This window comes from Kangiella taiwanensis (assembly GCF_020005165.1).
Taxonomy (GTDB): Bacteria; Pseudomonadota; Gammaproteobacteria; order Enterobacterales; family Kangiellaceae; genus Kangiella; species Kangiella taiwanensis.
Genome location: NZ_JAHCLT010000003.1, coordinates 304582 through 319559 on the forward strand (window position 1 = coordinate 304582; position 14978 = coordinate 319559).

Below are 14978 nucleotides of genomic sequence, written 5' to 3' on the forward strand. Positions count from 1 at the left end.
CTATTTTTTATCCTCGATTTGTATATCACTTGCTAACTCTGGCTTAATTCCTGACTTATCTTTATAAAAGTCCCTGATTTTATCCATGTCTGACTGGATTTCTCCTGTCGGCTGAATAAAATCCCCTATTCCTAAGGTTTTAGTTTTTGTATCTAGGAAAGTGAACACTATCGGAACACCCGCTTGGACAGCAATATGGTAAAAGCCACTCTTCCAATAAGGCTTTTTACTTCGAGTGCCCTCTGGAGCAATCGCTAAATGTACCTTATCGCGTTCTTGTATTTGCTCAACAATCTGCTTTACCACGTTCTTTTTTGTTGAGCGCTCGACAGGAATCCCGCCAACCCATCGGAAAAACCAGCCAAGGGGTGGTTTAAACAAGGTGTGCTTCCCTAAATAAGCCACATCCATCTTATAGCAAAAGCGAGTCATGAGCATTAGTACGAAATCCCAATTCGAAGTATGTGGTGCAAAAATCATCACACACTTGTCAAACTTAGGTAATTCGCCAACGACCTTCCATCCAAACAGTCGCAGTAAAGGCTTCATAATAACTCTCATGCTCGCCCCAATGTTATTGGTTGTGCAAATCCATTACCATCGCAGAGTTTTCGATCTCCGAAGACTCTTGGCTAGATTTCGCCATATCGTTACGGCGCTGCTCTAACTCTTGCAGGTAATTCATATCAATATCGCCTGTCACATACTCTCCTGTGAATACTGACAAGTCAAACTGCTTAATCTCTGGGTTGCCTTCTTGTACCGCTTCAACCATGGCATCAACATCTTGATAAATAATTTTATCAGCGCCAATGATGTCACCAATTTCGTCTTCCGTGCGGTTGTGAGCGATCAATTCTTCTGCTGCCGGCATGTCAATGCCATACACATTAGGATAACGCACAGGAGGCGCAGCAGAAGCAAAGTACACCTTCTTGGCGCCCGCTTCACGAGCCATTTCTATAATTTGCTCTGAGGTCGTTCCACGAACGATAGAGTCATCCACTAACAAAACGTTCTTACCACGAAACTCGAGGTCGATGGCATTCAGTTTTTGGCGAACACTTTTCTTACGCATTTGTTGCCCTGGCATAATAAAGGTGCGTCCAATGTAACGATTCTTGATGAAACCATGGCGCATCTTTAAATTCAGTTCATTCGCTAACTGCATCGCAGACGTGGTAGAAGTATCAGGGATAGGAATAACCACATCAATATCATGTTCAGGCCAATCTCGGAGAATTTTCTCGGCAAGTTTTTCACCCATGCGTAAGCGTGCTTTGTACACAGACACGTTATCAATCAACGAGTCTGGGCGCGCTAAATAAACATGCTCAAAAATACAAGGTGCAAAAGTATCTTCATCGATACATTTTTCGGTATGTAACTGACCATCTTCAGAGATGAACACTGCGTGCCCTGGGCCAATGTCATCGATCAACTCATAACCAAGAGCGTCTAAAGCAACCGATTCAGAAGCAACCATGAACTCAGTACCATTTTCTGTTTCGCGCTTACCATAAACTGCTGGACGAATACCGTAAGGATCACGGAAACACAGTAAACCATGGCCACTAATTAATGCAACGGCAGCGTAAGCACCTTTACAGCGCTTAAACACTTCTCGCACCGCTTTAAAAATATCTTGTGGGGACAGCTGATTCTTTTCGAGGATTTGTAACTCATGCGCGAGAACGTTAAGCAAAACTTCAGAGTCAGAGTTCGTATTTAGGTGGCGACGGTCAGTAGAGTAAAGATCTTTCTTGAGGTTGTCGGAGTTAGTCAGGTTGCCGTTATGAGCCAGAGTAATTCCGTATGGAGAGTTCACATAGAGCGGCTGGGCCTCTGCAGACGTTGAACTACCTGCCGTAGGGTAACGCACATGACCAATACCTGAATTACCTGTTAGGCGTCTCATGTGACGCGTATGGAACACATCACGCACAAGACCATTATCCTTACGTAAGTACAACTTACCTTGGTCACTGGTGACAATCCCTGCCGCGTCTTGTCCACGATGCTGAAGCACCGTTAATGCATCAAATAAACTTTGGTTAACAGGAGTTTTGCCAACGATTCCAACAATACCACACATACTAATTTTGCTCGTCTTTTTTGGTTGAAGAATTTGGTTCAGATGAATCCTCATCATCAGAAGATTGTGCACCATGTCCTTCGGTCTTCATCTCAGAAGTATCGAGTCCTTTCATTTCCATTAATGCGCCAATAGCATCCGTATTTGACATCGGCGTCTTTTCATCATCAGGGCTGTCGCCTTTCAACTCTGGAACGACCTGGCCTAATTTTTCATAAAACCAAGCGGCGACGACTTCCATATGTGGGATCAAGCTGGACTCACCCCACCATTTATCTTTTGGAACCGGCGTAAATTGTTTCAGCCCAAGTACCAGTAAAGCCACAATTAAGACACCCCGCAGAGCGCCAAAGAACATTCCTAAGAATCGATCAGTGCCACTCATCCCAGCAGCATCCACCATCCTACCAACGGTGTAATTAATGATGCCTGCAATAATTAAAGTAGCGACAAAGATAGATAACCAAGCGACACCCAATCGGATGCTATTGGTTTCAATATGGTCGACGAAGAGTTCTGCTAAGGGCTCATAGAACATCTTAGCGATAAAGAAAGCGGCAACCCAGCCTGCTAAAGATAAGGCTTCACGGACAAAACCACGGAGTAAACTGATTAGTGCGGAAACGCCAATAATGGCTAAAATGACCCAATCAACCCAAATCATTAAAGAGGTGCCTCGTAGAATTAAGTGCGCATTTTACCAGAGGAGCGTGCCAAGCGGAATATGCATTAAGCGGTTTCTGCAACATCCTGAAATTAATGATCTTGAGGATCAAATGGTATAACCTTAACCGGTGCCCCAACGATCTTTTCTAACGCCTTGGTTCTTTCCTTAGCAGCCTTTTCATCAGGATACGGCCCGACAAAAACTCGAGTGTACTCTTTAGCATCCCGCTGATAAGCCCTAAACCCTTGATTTCGAAGACTAGAGACTAAACCGCTTGCATTGTCTTTATTAGAAAATGAACCAATCTGTATAACCCAAGATGTTTCCGTGAAGTCTGGCTTTTTAACTGCTTGAGGCTGTTTTGTGGCACTCTCCTTAGCAACTGTTGAATTATCACTCGCTCGCTCTGCCGCTTTAGCGGAATCATTTTGGGCTGACTGTTTTTCTGATGATTCATCTGGTACGTGACTTTGTTGCTTTGTTGAAGCAGTCTTTTTGGACGACTTATCTTCGGTATTTTGGGCTGGCTCTTCTAGGGCTACCTGAGTATCAGCATCTTCAACTGCGGACTCTTGCTGACTACTATTGTTGTCAGGTGGCGTTATTGACTCTTTACTCTGTTGCTCTCGATTGTTTTCGGAAGGAAGCTGAATAGCTTTTTCAGGCTCATCTTCATCCAAGTTTATTGTTAAGCTCCCTTCATTGGCTGAATCACTTTGCGGCTTTATGTCTAAGGTCGCATCTTCAGGAATTTGACTTTGAATGTTCTGATTGTATTTTTCACTGTCCAAAATCATGGGAAGAAAGAAAACGGCCAGTGCCAGAATGACACAAGCACCAACCAAACGATGTTTAAGCTTTATATCCACGCAAACCCTTCTTTATTCCAATGCTCAACAAACAAGCCAACCGTAACAAATGAACCAAAAACAACCAAAACATCTTCAGAGCTTAAGCAAGACTGCTCAATACAAGATTCATTAAACTCAGTCAAAGATTCATAACACTTAGCGTTATTTTGCGTTACTTTGGGTAAGTTTTGCAACAGTTCACTACTTTTTTTGCCACGGGGTTCAGGTAGACTCAACAAATGCCACTGGTCGACCTGCGTCATCATTCCCAAGGTCGCCGCGCAGTCTTTATCTTTCAGCATGCCACACAATGCAACTACTCGCTTTGGTGTGCTTGCCTTTAACTCTACAAGCTTGTTGTTTAAAAGTTCTGCTGAGTCAGGGTTGTGTGCCACATCAGCAATAACGTGCGGTGTTGCAGAGAGTGTTTGAAAGCGCCCCACTACGGTTAAACTTTCAAAAGCTTTATAAGTAGCAGCATAAGATACGGTTTTGCCCATTAAATTTTGATAGCAATAAGCAAAAGCCGTTAAACCCGCGGCTAAGTTTTGCAAAAACAGGTCATTCAGGGGTAACTCATGGAAGTCCAGAGACAGTTGCTCTGACTGATAGCTCCAGTATTTTTTATCCAGCTCAAACTGATAAATATGCTGAGCTAACCAAGGTAAGCATCCAATTGTTTTGCAGTGAGGGAGTAACAATGACTGAGTATCTTTATCTGCAATGACCATGGGTTTGTCTGCTCTAGCAACACCAGCCTTTTCCCCTGCTATTTGCCCTAAATCACTACCAAGCCAATCGACGTGGTCTAAGCCTATGGACGTAACCACACAAATATCGGCATCAATGATATTAACGGCATCCAAGCGTCCACCAAGGCCAACCTCCAAAACAATGAGGTCAACTTCTTGCTGCTGGAAGACCCACAAGCCTACGAGCGTGGTGAACTCAAAGTATGTCAGCTCAGTCGCGCCTTTGGCTTGGTAAACTGCTTTAAATCCTTCGATAATTAACTCATCCGAGGCATTCTCAGCATTAATTTTTATACGCTCATTAAAGCTGATCAGGTGTGGTGATGTGTAACTACCTACAGACAGTTTATGGCTGACAGCCAAAGCTTCAGCTGCGGCCACGGTTGAGCCTTTACCATTAGTTCCAGCAACCGTAATAACCTTTGCTTGTGGTTTGAGAAGATCAAGTCTTTGAGCAACCATTTGTGCTCGCTCAAGACCCAGCTCAATATGATGTATAGAGTGGGCTTGCTCAAGCCAAGCAAGCCACTCATTAAGACATGTAAAGTTTAGGGGATTGTCAGAGGTTGACAATGAGGTAAGCCCTTTATGCTGCCGGTTTATCTGACTTCAGCAACTTTGCCGCCAGTGAAGCGACTTTATCACGCATGTCGCGACGATCAACAATCATATCCACCGCGCCGTGCTCCAACCAGAACTCACTCAGACGGAAGCCTTCTGGAAGTTTTTCGCGAATAGTTTGCTCAATCACTCGTTGACCGGCAAAGCCAATTAGCGCTTTAGGCTCTGCAATATGGATATCACCCAACATCGCTAAACTCGCCGTCACACCGCCCATAGTAGGGTCAGTCAAAATAGTAATGTAAGGTAGGTTATTTTCTGACAACTTCGCTAAAACCGCGCTGGTTTTCGCCATCTGCATAAGAGACACTAAAGCCTCTTGCATACGTGCTCCGCCACTGGCTGTAAAGCATACAAACGCTGTGCGTTTTTCAATAGCACGGTTTACGGCGCGTACGAATTTCTCACCAACTACTGAGCCCATTGAACCGCCCATGTAGTCAAAGTTGAATGACGCTGCAACTACAGGAACGCCCTTCACAGTGCCTTCAAAAGCAATTAAGGCATCGTTTTCTTGGGTTTTCTTCTGCGCAGCGGCAATACGGTCCTTATATTTCTTAGAGTCTCGGAATTTCAGCATATCAACAGGCTTCATATCCGCAGCAATCTCTTGGCGACCGTCTTTATCAAGGAATAAGTCTAAACGCTTACGCGCGCTCAATCGCATGTGACTGTTACATTTAGGGCACACGGCCTGATTACGCTCGACCTCAGCGTAATACAAAACAGATTCACAGCTTTTACATTTGCTCCATACGCCTTCTGGGATGGATTTCTTACGCTCACCCTCTGGGTTGCGTTTTGGTAATAATCGTTCTAACCAGCTCATAAAATATCTAAATTCGTTATCGCCAATTTAAGTCGTTGCATTGTAACAGGTTTCGCCCTAAACGGAACAGAGTTCTGGTAATACCACTTATGATCTTTCCCGTAAATCTTCCGGCAAAAATATGTCCGGCAAAAATATAGGGCCAACCGGTAACCTAGGCAAACCAAACTTCTCCGGATAATCAACATCCACTAAATATAAACCTTTTGGGCTTGCTGTCGCGGGCGCTTTGGTTCTGTCCTTCGCTTGAATGAGTTCTTTAACCCAAGTAACAGGCTTTAAGCCACGCCCTACTTCTATCAAGGTACCAGCTATATTCCTAACCATATGATGCAAAAAGGCGTTGGCCTTAATATCAATGACCACATAATTACCGTATCGTTCGACTCGTAAATGATCGATATGGCGAAAGGATGTGTTGGATTGGCAACTCGCAGCTTGGAAAGAAGCAAAGTCTTGCTCACCGGGAAAATACTGACAAGCAGAATTCATCAACTCAACATCAAGCGTCTGACGACACCAAGTCAGCCCATGATTGAGTATGGCAGGCCTGGCGTGTGTATTTGCAATGATGTAACGGTAACGACGGGCGGTGGCTGAAAATCGAGCATGAAAGTCATCACACACCTGATGCGCCCAGCGCACTGAAACAGAGTCCGGAAGCTGTGTATTAGCCCCCATAGTCCATGCCTTCAGTGGTCTTTGATTGTTAATTTCAAAACTCACCACCTGCCCTGTAGCATGAACGCCTGTATCGGTACGACCTGCACAATTGACCTGAACAGGTTCATCTGCAATTTTGCTAAGAACCTCTTCTAACGTTTGCTGTACTGATTTGGCGTGTGATTGACGCTGCCAACCATAGAATTGGCTACCGTCATACTCAACTCCCAAAGCAAATTTCATTTACCGAATACCTATTCAAATATTACTGAAACACAAGCTTTATATACAAAAACACCGGGGAAATAACCCGGTGCTTTGGTAATTGAGGTTTATTTTACAGCTTAGCTAGGAGTTTGTCTGCCTCTGCACGCTGCTCAGCATTACCTTCAGATTTAATCTCTTCCAAGATATCTTTAGCAGCATCATCGTCACCCAGCTCCATATAAGCTTTCGCTAAGTCAAATTTAGTCGCAGCGTCATCGGCACTCAAACCTGAACCCGCGTCATCACCATAGTTCATGTCAGCAGAATCATTGGTGCTTGAGTCGTCTTCATGAGTGACTAAATCCTCATCGTCTTGATCCGTTGTAAACTCGATAGAACCATCGTCTGCTACTTCCGACTTGGTTTGTGATGAACTTTTCTCAACCTGCTTATCGAAATCACCTAAATCTAAATCTAGGGCGTCATCTTCATCATTCACTTTTTCAATACCAGAGTCTTCCACTGACTCAAGCTCTGCGCTTAAATCCAAGTCTACTGGTTCCTTATCGTCATCATTACCAAAGATATCGTCTTCACTTGGTAAGCTTAATTCTTCGGAACCACTTTCTACCTGTAGAGTGTCCTCATCTGGCGTGATCAAACTTGTTAAACTTGCGACCTTCAGGCCTAACGATGAATCATGATCAAAGTCATCCGGCAGTTCATTTTTTAACTGTTGGAACTTCTCTAAATCTTGCTGACTAGCCACAACCTCCATCAATTTGACGCGAACTTCTTGGTTGTGAGGGTCTGCGGCAAGAGCGTCTTCTAATACACCTTCAGCTTCTGATAATTTCCCACGAGCGATCAAAATATCCGCCGAACTAATAGGATCAACCTTTTCTTTTGGTGCTGCCATACCGTTATCGCCAATAAACGATTCACGCTTTTTCTTTGGCTTTGCTTCATTAGCAGCAGTCATCATACCCAGTAAACCGCCGTCATCTTCGACTTCCTTACTACTACGTCGGTAAATCAATCCACCACCGATTAACAGTAACAATGCTAAACCACCGCCAGCATACAGCCAGAAATTATCAGCTTCATAGAAGGCTTTGCTCGAATTACTTTCAAGTGAATTCACAGGAGCTGGCTTAGCCTTTTCTTCCTGCTTTGCAACATCCTGCTCCGAGTTATCATTGGTGTTCGAGCTATCAGCTGTCACTTGCGGTGTAGAATCTAAAGCATTCTCAGCAACATCGACTGCTGGGTCATTAGCAGTGACCTCATCGGTTTCATCTGCAGCGTCAGCAGCACCGGATAACACCGACAAGGTTTCATCTTCTACCGATAGACCATCATCAGTAGCAGTTTCAGACTCAGTAAGTTCAGTGCCGAACTCAGAAGTACTATCTCCAGTCTCAGAACCCACATTGATATCTTGAGACTCAGTTTCAGCCAAGTCGCTACTCATATCGTCATCAAGCGTGCTGCCACCAGCATCTTGGGATGATCCTTCGTCAACACTGCCAATGCTCAAACGGCCGCCAGAACTTTCAGAGTCTTCAATGTCTGTTTCGTCAACGCTTTTACGTACGTCCAGTGGTGCTTCATCACTAACCGTCGAACTTCTTATGGTGTTAACCGCTGCTGACTGCGAAACGTCACTGATCGCACTTCTTTCTGGAACCGTTAACACGGCCCCTGCTTTCATGCGGTTGATATCATTATTGATGAATGCTTCTGGATTATTATGGAAAATCGCCATTAATGTTTGCTGTACTGAAACACCCTCTGGGCGCACCGATTTAGCGATACTCCACAACGTTTGACCACGCTCAACCGTCCAATCATCACCACTAAATTCCGGTGTTGAGGCTAATTCTCGTGTCTGCTCATTAACTTCTGGCTGACTAGCTTTCGCTGTCGTGCTTGCTTCTGGCTCTGGTTGCGTACGCACTGGTTCAGGCTGAGACACCTGAGGTGTTTGTGGAGTGCTCGTACGACGTTGTGTGACGGGAGCCGAAGTCGGTTGAGGAGCTGGGGTCGTTTTGGCAAATACTGGAGGGTCTAGTAATAAGGTGTATTCACGCATTAAGCGCCCTTGTGCCCAGTTAAGCTCTAGAAGAAAATTGACGAATGGCTCTTTAATAGGTTCGCGACTTTCCACCACGATGGCTTTGCTGCCATCATTTTTCGTTATGATGCGGAAGTTGAGTGAATTATGGTATGCCTCGCGTTGAACGCCAAACTTATTATAAGACTCATAAGAAGCAAGCTTTGCTCGCAAATCCTCTTCGCTAACATTGCGTGATGATAACAGCGTAATCTCAGCCTTTAGCGGTTGGTTTAATCCAGAATCCGCATCAATGTCTCCAAGTCCCAGAGACCAAGAAGATGGACTGATTAGCGCAGCTGATACAGCAACTGTTGCAGCTAATTTACGAAACATAACTTTCCCCTCATTGATAAAATCATCGAATAACTTCGACTTGATTCCCAATTTTATATCTTAATTCGAACCAGCGAACTTATCACAGTACATCCATATTTCAGTAAGATAGGAAGTCCCTTGTAGTTCGTTTTGATAAACACTTCACAAAACGATCTCGAATTCCTTGGATACCAAACTCATGTGATGCTCATTTTAGCATCACATTTAAGAATGTACTTTAAGTTTTAACCTGTTAGGTACTAATTTTGCTACTATAAATGATTTTTTACAAGTATCTCTGCAATTTGAACCGTATTTAATGCAGCACCTTTACGCACATTATCCGACACAATCCACATTGCGAGACCATTTTCGATACCTACATCCTGACGAATTCGGCTCACAAAAACATCATCTTTGCCGCTGGCGTGAGTCACTGGTGTGGCGTAATCAAGCTGCGACATATCATCTACGACCGTTACACCCTCAGCTTTTTCCAGTAATTCTTTTGCCTGAACCGCGGCCAATGGAGAGCGTGTTTTTATGTGCACAGCTTCAGAGTGACCATAGAACACTGGCACACGGACAGCCGTCGGACTGACAGCAATGCTATCGTCTTCTAAGATCTTATTGGTTTCCCACACCATCTTCATTTCTTCTTTGGTGTAGCCATTCTCTTGTACCACATCAATATTCGGCAGAACATTAAATGCGATTTGCTTGTCGTAAACCTTAGCCGTAGCTTCTCGAGCATTTAACAACTCAGCGGTTTGCTTAGCTAATTCCTCAACGGCTTTTTGGCCTGAGCCAGATACCGCCTGATACGTACAGACATTGATATGTTCGATGCCAACAGCATCTTGGATTGGTTTTAACGCCACCATCAACTGCATAGTAGAACAGTTTGGATTAGCGATAATGCCTCGGTTTTTATAATCCGCTATACGCTCAGGGTTAACTTCTGTCACCACTAACGGAATATCTTCGTCGTAACGGAACTCTGACGTGTTATCAACCACAACACAGCCAGCCTCTACAGCTTTAGGAGCATATTCACGTGAAATCGAACCGCCAGCGGAGAACAAAGCCACATCAACTTGTGAAAAGTCGAATTCAGCCAAGTTTTGAACCATCACCGACTTGCCATTAAACATCAAACGCTCACCAGCAGAGCGCTCGCTCGCCAGTAAGTAAATATTATCTACAGGGAACTTACGTTCCTCTAAAATCTCTCTAATCGTTACACCAACGGCACCAGTCGCGCCGACGATTGCTATGTTTGCCTTTTCCAATGAAACACTCCTTAAAAGACAAGGTAATAATAAAAATATTGCGGTCGCTTAAGCTACTTACGCTTATTGAACATCATCCAAACACGAATAATGATATAGCCAAAAAAGCCCGCTGCCATAAGATATAATGCAACCTGTTCCCAGACCTCACTATTTTGAGCAGGTGGGAAGAACTTCAGTAAGAAGCCAGCTGCAAAGGCAATAACGGCTAGAAATGATAAAGATTGTAACCGACGGTTTTTCTTTAACTTTTGTAGGTGTGACGCTCTTTGTAACTGTTCTTCAGTAGTGCCCTTAAGTTTTGCACCACAGTGACTGCAGGTTTCTGCTTTGCTCGAAATTCTTTTGTTACAAACGATACACTGAATAATAGCCATAATATTGTCTCTGCTGAATTCTCTCTTAATTGTCTATATAAATCTAGGAACCTAAAGTTATATGTCACGCCCTACTGTAACGCCTTACTAGCAATCTCGTACACATCTTTCGATAACTCTGGCATGCTTAATATATCTTGCAGTTGTTGCTTCATCTTCAACTGACGCCCTTCATCAAACTTACGCCAACGGTTAAACGCACCCGTTAATCGGGCTGATACTTGCGGGTTCACTGCGTACAAAGCTTTAATCTGACGCGCCAAGTACTCATAACCTCGGCCATCCGCACGATGAAATTGGCTCGGGTTCGCGCCAGTAAAGGCTCCGATCAGCGAACGCACCTTATTCGGATTTTTAAGTTCGAACGACGGATGATCCAGCAATGACTCAATTCTGTCAATGGTTTCATCCGACGGGTCGCTAGCCATGATTGCCAACCACTTATTCACCACCAATTCTTCGTTTTGCCACTTCTGGTAGAAATCCTCGGCCACTTTTATCTTATCAGCATAATTGGAATGCACGATAAGCTGTAAAGCGGTGCTGGCATCCGTCATATTATTAGCATTATCCAGCTGCTTTAGTGCTAATTGATACACACTGTCTTTTTCAAGGGTCATCAAGTAACTCAAGCAAGTACCAGCCAACGCACGTTTTGCCACAGACTCTTTATCCTGCTCAAAATCACCAACATGGTGATTCGTCTGATAATGGAGTAGCCAATCTAGCTCAAGCTCTTCGGCCAAGCGACGCTTTAAGAAGTTACGGGCTTTGATTAAATGATCAATCTCAATAGTGTCTACCTGCTCAAGCAAAGTACTGACTCCAGGAATCGTCAATGCCAATGACTTAAACTGTCCGTCTAACTCACTATCATCAAGCAAATTCTTTGTGGCACGAATAACAGACTCATCAAACGATAAATCGATACCCGAGTTTAGTTGATCACACAGGTCGAAAATGACACGACTAAATAATTCCTGCCCCGCCTGCCAGCGGTTAAAAGAGTCAGAGTCGTGAGCAAATAAAAAGATCAGCTCGGAAAGCGAGTAATCGTAGCGCAATTTCACAGGCGCAGAGAATCCCCTTAATATTGAAGGAATCACTTTTTCAGGCACATCATCAAAAGTCACGCTTTGCTCTGCAGCTTTAAGGTGAACGATATCACCTTCAACTTGAGCGTCCGCATCGTTAACTGGCAACGCTTTCAACTCAATATCGTTACCCAGCTCATCAATCAGACCCACTTTTACTGGAATGTGAAACGGCTCTTTCTCTTCCTGCCCAGGTGTTACTGGACAAGACTGTTTAAAGTTTAAGCTTAGCTGACGCTTGTCCGCATCATACTCACTGGTGACTTCGACTTCTGGAGTACCAGCTTGCGAATACCAGCGCCTAAACTGTTTTAAGTCATAACTGTTGGCATCTTCCATCGAGCGCACAAAGTCTTCGCACGTTACCGCTTGCCCATCGTGCCGTTCAAAATACACGTCCAGACCGCGCTTAAAGCCATCACGCCCAAGTAAAGTCTGGTACATCCGAATAACTTCCGCACCTTTGTTATACACCGTCACCGTGTAGAAGTTATTCATCTCAATGTAGGAGTCTGGGCGGATCGGATGCGCCATCGGGCCAGCATCTTCGGCGAACTGGTGTGAACGTATGACTTTGACATCTTCAATGCGCTTTACGCCATGATCCGTTTGATCGCCGGTAAACTCTTGATCACGGAAAACTGTTAACCCTTCTTTTAGGCTTAACTGGAACCAGTCGCGGCAGGTCACGCGGTTACCCGTCCAATTGTGAAAATACTCGTGTCCAATGACACCTTCTACATCAATAAAATCGGTATCCGTCGCCGTATCTTGGCTTGCTAACACATACTTGGTGTTGAATATGTTGAGGCCCTTGTTTTCCATGGCCCCCATATTGAAATCGCCCACTGCCACAATCATATAGATATCAAGGTCATACTCTAAACCAAAGACCTCTTCGTCCCACTTCATGGCCTTTTTGAGCGACTCCATGGCATGGTGACATTGGTCCAGCTTGCCTTTGTCGACGTAGATTTCAAGACGTACTTCACGTCCGGTCATGGTATTAAAGCTACTGGTCAATAAATCATAGTCGCCTGCGCACAACGCAAACAAATAACTAGGTTTTTTATAGGGGTCTTCCCACACCGCAAAGTGCTTGCCGTCTTCAAGGTCTCCATGCTCAATACGGTTACCGTTCGACAATAAATGAGGGAATTCTTTTGCATCGGCTTCAATTCGCACCGTGAAAGTACTCATCACATCAGGACGGTCAGGATAATAGGTAATTTTTCGGAAACCCTCGGCTTCACACTGGGTACAGTACTTGCCGCTTGATAAATACAAGCCTTCAAGACTGGTATTGGTATCAGGTGATATTTTAACTTTTGTTGTTAACGTAAAGCGCGCAGGTGGATTTAAAACCTCTAGCCCATCGTCAATCAAACGATACTCGGACTCATCCAACTCTTTACCATCCACAGCAATCAACAACAGCTCCAAATCCACGCCATCCAAACGTAATGGTTCTTCACCATCAGCATCAGCCTTACGCTGAATCGTTAGCGTCGTATCCACAACCGTGGCATTTGGCGCTAAATCAAACGCCAAGTGAACGTTCTCGATATCGTATGGATACGGCCTGTAATCGCTACGATAATGGACCTGAACTTCCTGCTGTGGCGCCTGCTCTTGAGACGCTCCATCCTGATGACTGCTACTATCGCTCATAGGGTCGCTACTTTTACCTTTTGATTTTGGAATAATGGTTCGAATAAACGTAAAGTCCGATTGTAGCAATCTTGCTATAAATTCGATATAACATAGCGCAAGAAAGCAAAAACAACACAATGGAATAACAATACCATGTGCCGATGCGCCGAATTACCCAATGTTTTTGTAGGCAATGACGAAAACAACCCTTTTAACGACACCCTAGAAGAACTCGAATGGGCACCGCAGCGCTGGGCCACCCTAAACCGCTGCCCGATCTGCCAACAGCTATGGCACATCGACATCGCCAAACAAAACGACATCGGCATCTGCGCCAAAATAACCACAGAGCAAGACTGGCAACAACTCGACACCACCAACCTCAAAATCCAACTCATGGTCCAAAATCACGGCGGTATCACCAACGACACCTGCCAATGGAAACAATGCGACCAACTCTGCGTCAAAGGCCTCGCCTTCTGCCCCAGTCATGCTTATTTTGAGATGGATATTAAGCAGTGAGAGTGGGTTTCGCCACTCGGCGAGTCACTTTCTCTTGCGTGGACAAGAGAAAGTAACCAAAGAGAAGTCCACCCTATCGCTAGGTGCTTCGCACTCCCTTCGTTCAACAAAGTTAATAAACGCGCCGTCAAACTCGACATCCTGTCTCGTTTTGACTAAATTGGGCTATCCATGCCCAATTTACGCTATAACTTTGCTTTACTCAGCTAGCTCAAAGGGAAAGCCTACGTGAGTAATCTTGTTACTATTGAGAAGTTTGAAATATTTGCTGTGAAAGCACTTTGCTGCGAAGTGATGCCTGCTTCAAGCCTGCATCAAGCCATGATCAATCCAGAGAAAGTTACATACAAACACACTGGAGAAGGGTATTACCTGGAGATCTATCACAAAGGCATTCCTTTTGACCGAACTGTATGCGAGTCACCTTCGATTGTCGGTAAATTCCAAGGGCAAACGCTCGGCTTCACCGTATTTATAGAAAAGCACCACATTTGCTTGGAGTGTTTCAGCCTAGATGGTAAAAGTATTCCCGAAAATGTCAGGTCTGGAACTATTGAAGTGGTTACAGATAATAACGACCATAGGTTGGGTTGAGCTTACGGTACCAGTAAAGTAAAGTCACTGACTCTTGCGGTAAGGGACCAAAGGGAGTGCCTTCAGGTAGAAAATGAACAATAATCACTTCACGTCTATAGCAAAACAAATAATCAGACAATTAAACCCAAGTTTATAGATTCTGAATCAAGTTCAGAATGACAATACTTAAGTATAGTAAACGTAGGGTACGTTATAACGCACCATTGAAATTAGCTTAGCCCCTGGTGCGTCAAGGCGCACCCTACCTAATAGCTTCGTCATTGCGAGCGCTATCACAATAGCGCGCGGCAATCTATTGATGTGAGATTACCGCGTCGCATTAAA

12 protein-coding genes and 1 pseudogene are annotated in these 14978 nt (G+C 44.4%); 1 reads left to right on the forward strand and 12 read right to left on the reverse strand.

Annotated elements, in window-relative coordinates:
* The 12 genes and pseudogenes from KFK88_RS10570 to KFK88_RS10625 form a co-directional block, all read right to left on the reverse strand.
* Entirely contained in the window at positions 1–549 is a 549-nt protein-coding gene (locus KFK88_RS10570) for a lysophospholipid acyltransferase family protein (protein WP_223579427.1), read from the reverse strand.
* A gap of 25 nt (positions 550–574) precedes the next feature.
* On the reverse strand, positions 575–2095 hold the full coding sequence (gene purF / locus KFK88_RS10575; RefSeq protein WP_223579429.1) for an amidophosphoribosyltransferase: 1521 nt from the start codon (positions 2093–2095) through the stop codon (positions 575–577).
* Positions 2096–2255: 160 nt separating this feature from the next.
* Positions 2256–2759: pseudogene (locus KFK88_RS10580) on the reverse strand (CvpA family protein); the annotation flags it as partial.
* A gap of 92 nt (positions 2760–2851) precedes the next feature.
* Positions 2852–3631 carry an SPOR domain-containing protein gene (locus tag KFK88_RS10585; RefSeq protein WP_223579433.1) on the reverse strand — a complete coding sequence of 260 codons (780 nt, stop codon included), beginning with the start codon at positions 3629–3631 and terminating at the stop codon, positions 2852–2854.
* Entirely contained in the window at positions 3622–4938 is a 1317-nt protein-coding gene (locus KFK88_RS10590; RefSeq protein WP_263296424.1) for a bifunctional folylpolyglutamate synthase/dihydrofolate synthase, read from the reverse strand. The genes KFK88_RS10585 and KFK88_RS10590 overlap by 10 nt, the downstream gene beginning before the upstream one ends.
* Positions 4939–4951: 13 nt before the next feature.
* The gene (gene accD, locus KFK88_RS10595; protein ID WP_223579437.1) at positions 4952–5815 is read right to left on the reverse strand and encodes an acetyl-CoA carboxylase, carboxyltransferase subunit beta; all 864 of its coding nucleotides are present in this window, start codon (positions 5813–5815) and stop codon (positions 4952–4954) included.
* 87 nt (positions 5816–5902) lie between these two features.
* Positions 5903–6721, reverse strand: coding sequence for a tRNA pseudouridine(38-40) synthase TruA (gene truA, locus KFK88_RS10600; RefSeq protein ID WP_223579439.1), 819 nt, complete (start codon positions 6719–6721; stop codon positions 5903–5905).
* A gap of 94 nt (positions 6722–6815) precedes the next feature.
* Complete coding sequence (locus KFK88_RS10605; protein WP_223579443.1) at positions 6816–9137, reverse strand: FimV/HubP family polar landmark protein; 2322 nt, start codon at positions 9135–9137, stop codon at positions 6816–6818.
* Between the two features lie 254 nt (positions 9138–9391).
* The gene (locus tag KFK88_RS10610; protein WP_223579445.1) at positions 9392–10411 is read right to left on the reverse strand and encodes an aspartate-semialdehyde dehydrogenase; all 1020 of its coding nucleotides are present in this window, start codon (positions 10409–10411) and stop codon (positions 9392–9394) included.
* A 53-nt stretch (positions 10412–10464) separates the two neighbouring features.
* Positions 10465–10788, reverse strand: a complete 324-nt coding sequence (locus tag KFK88_RS10615) for a hypothetical protein (protein ID WP_223579448.1) — start codon at positions 10786–10788, stop codon at positions 10465–10467.
* A 71-nt stretch (positions 10789–10859) separates the two neighbouring features.
* A complete protein-coding gene (gene pepN, locus KFK88_RS10620; RefSeq protein WP_223579451.1) occupies positions 10860–13553 on the reverse strand; it encodes an aminopeptidase N in 2694 nt (897 codons plus the stop codon).
* Positions 13554–13823: 270 nt separating this feature from the next.
* Positions 13824–14027, reverse strand: coding sequence for a hypothetical protein (locus KFK88_RS10625; protein ID WP_223579454.1), 204 nt, complete (start codon positions 14025–14027; stop codon positions 13824–13826).
* A gap of 258 nt (positions 14028–14285) precedes the next feature.
* On the opposite strand from KFK88_RS10625, the gene KFK88_RS10630 reads away from it, so the two are divergent.
* Positions 14286–14651, forward strand: a complete 366-nt coding sequence (locus tag KFK88_RS10630) for a hypothetical protein (RefSeq protein ID WP_223579457.1) — start codon at positions 14286–14288, stop codon at positions 14649–14651.
* Positions 14652–14978: the final 327 nt, after the last annotated feature.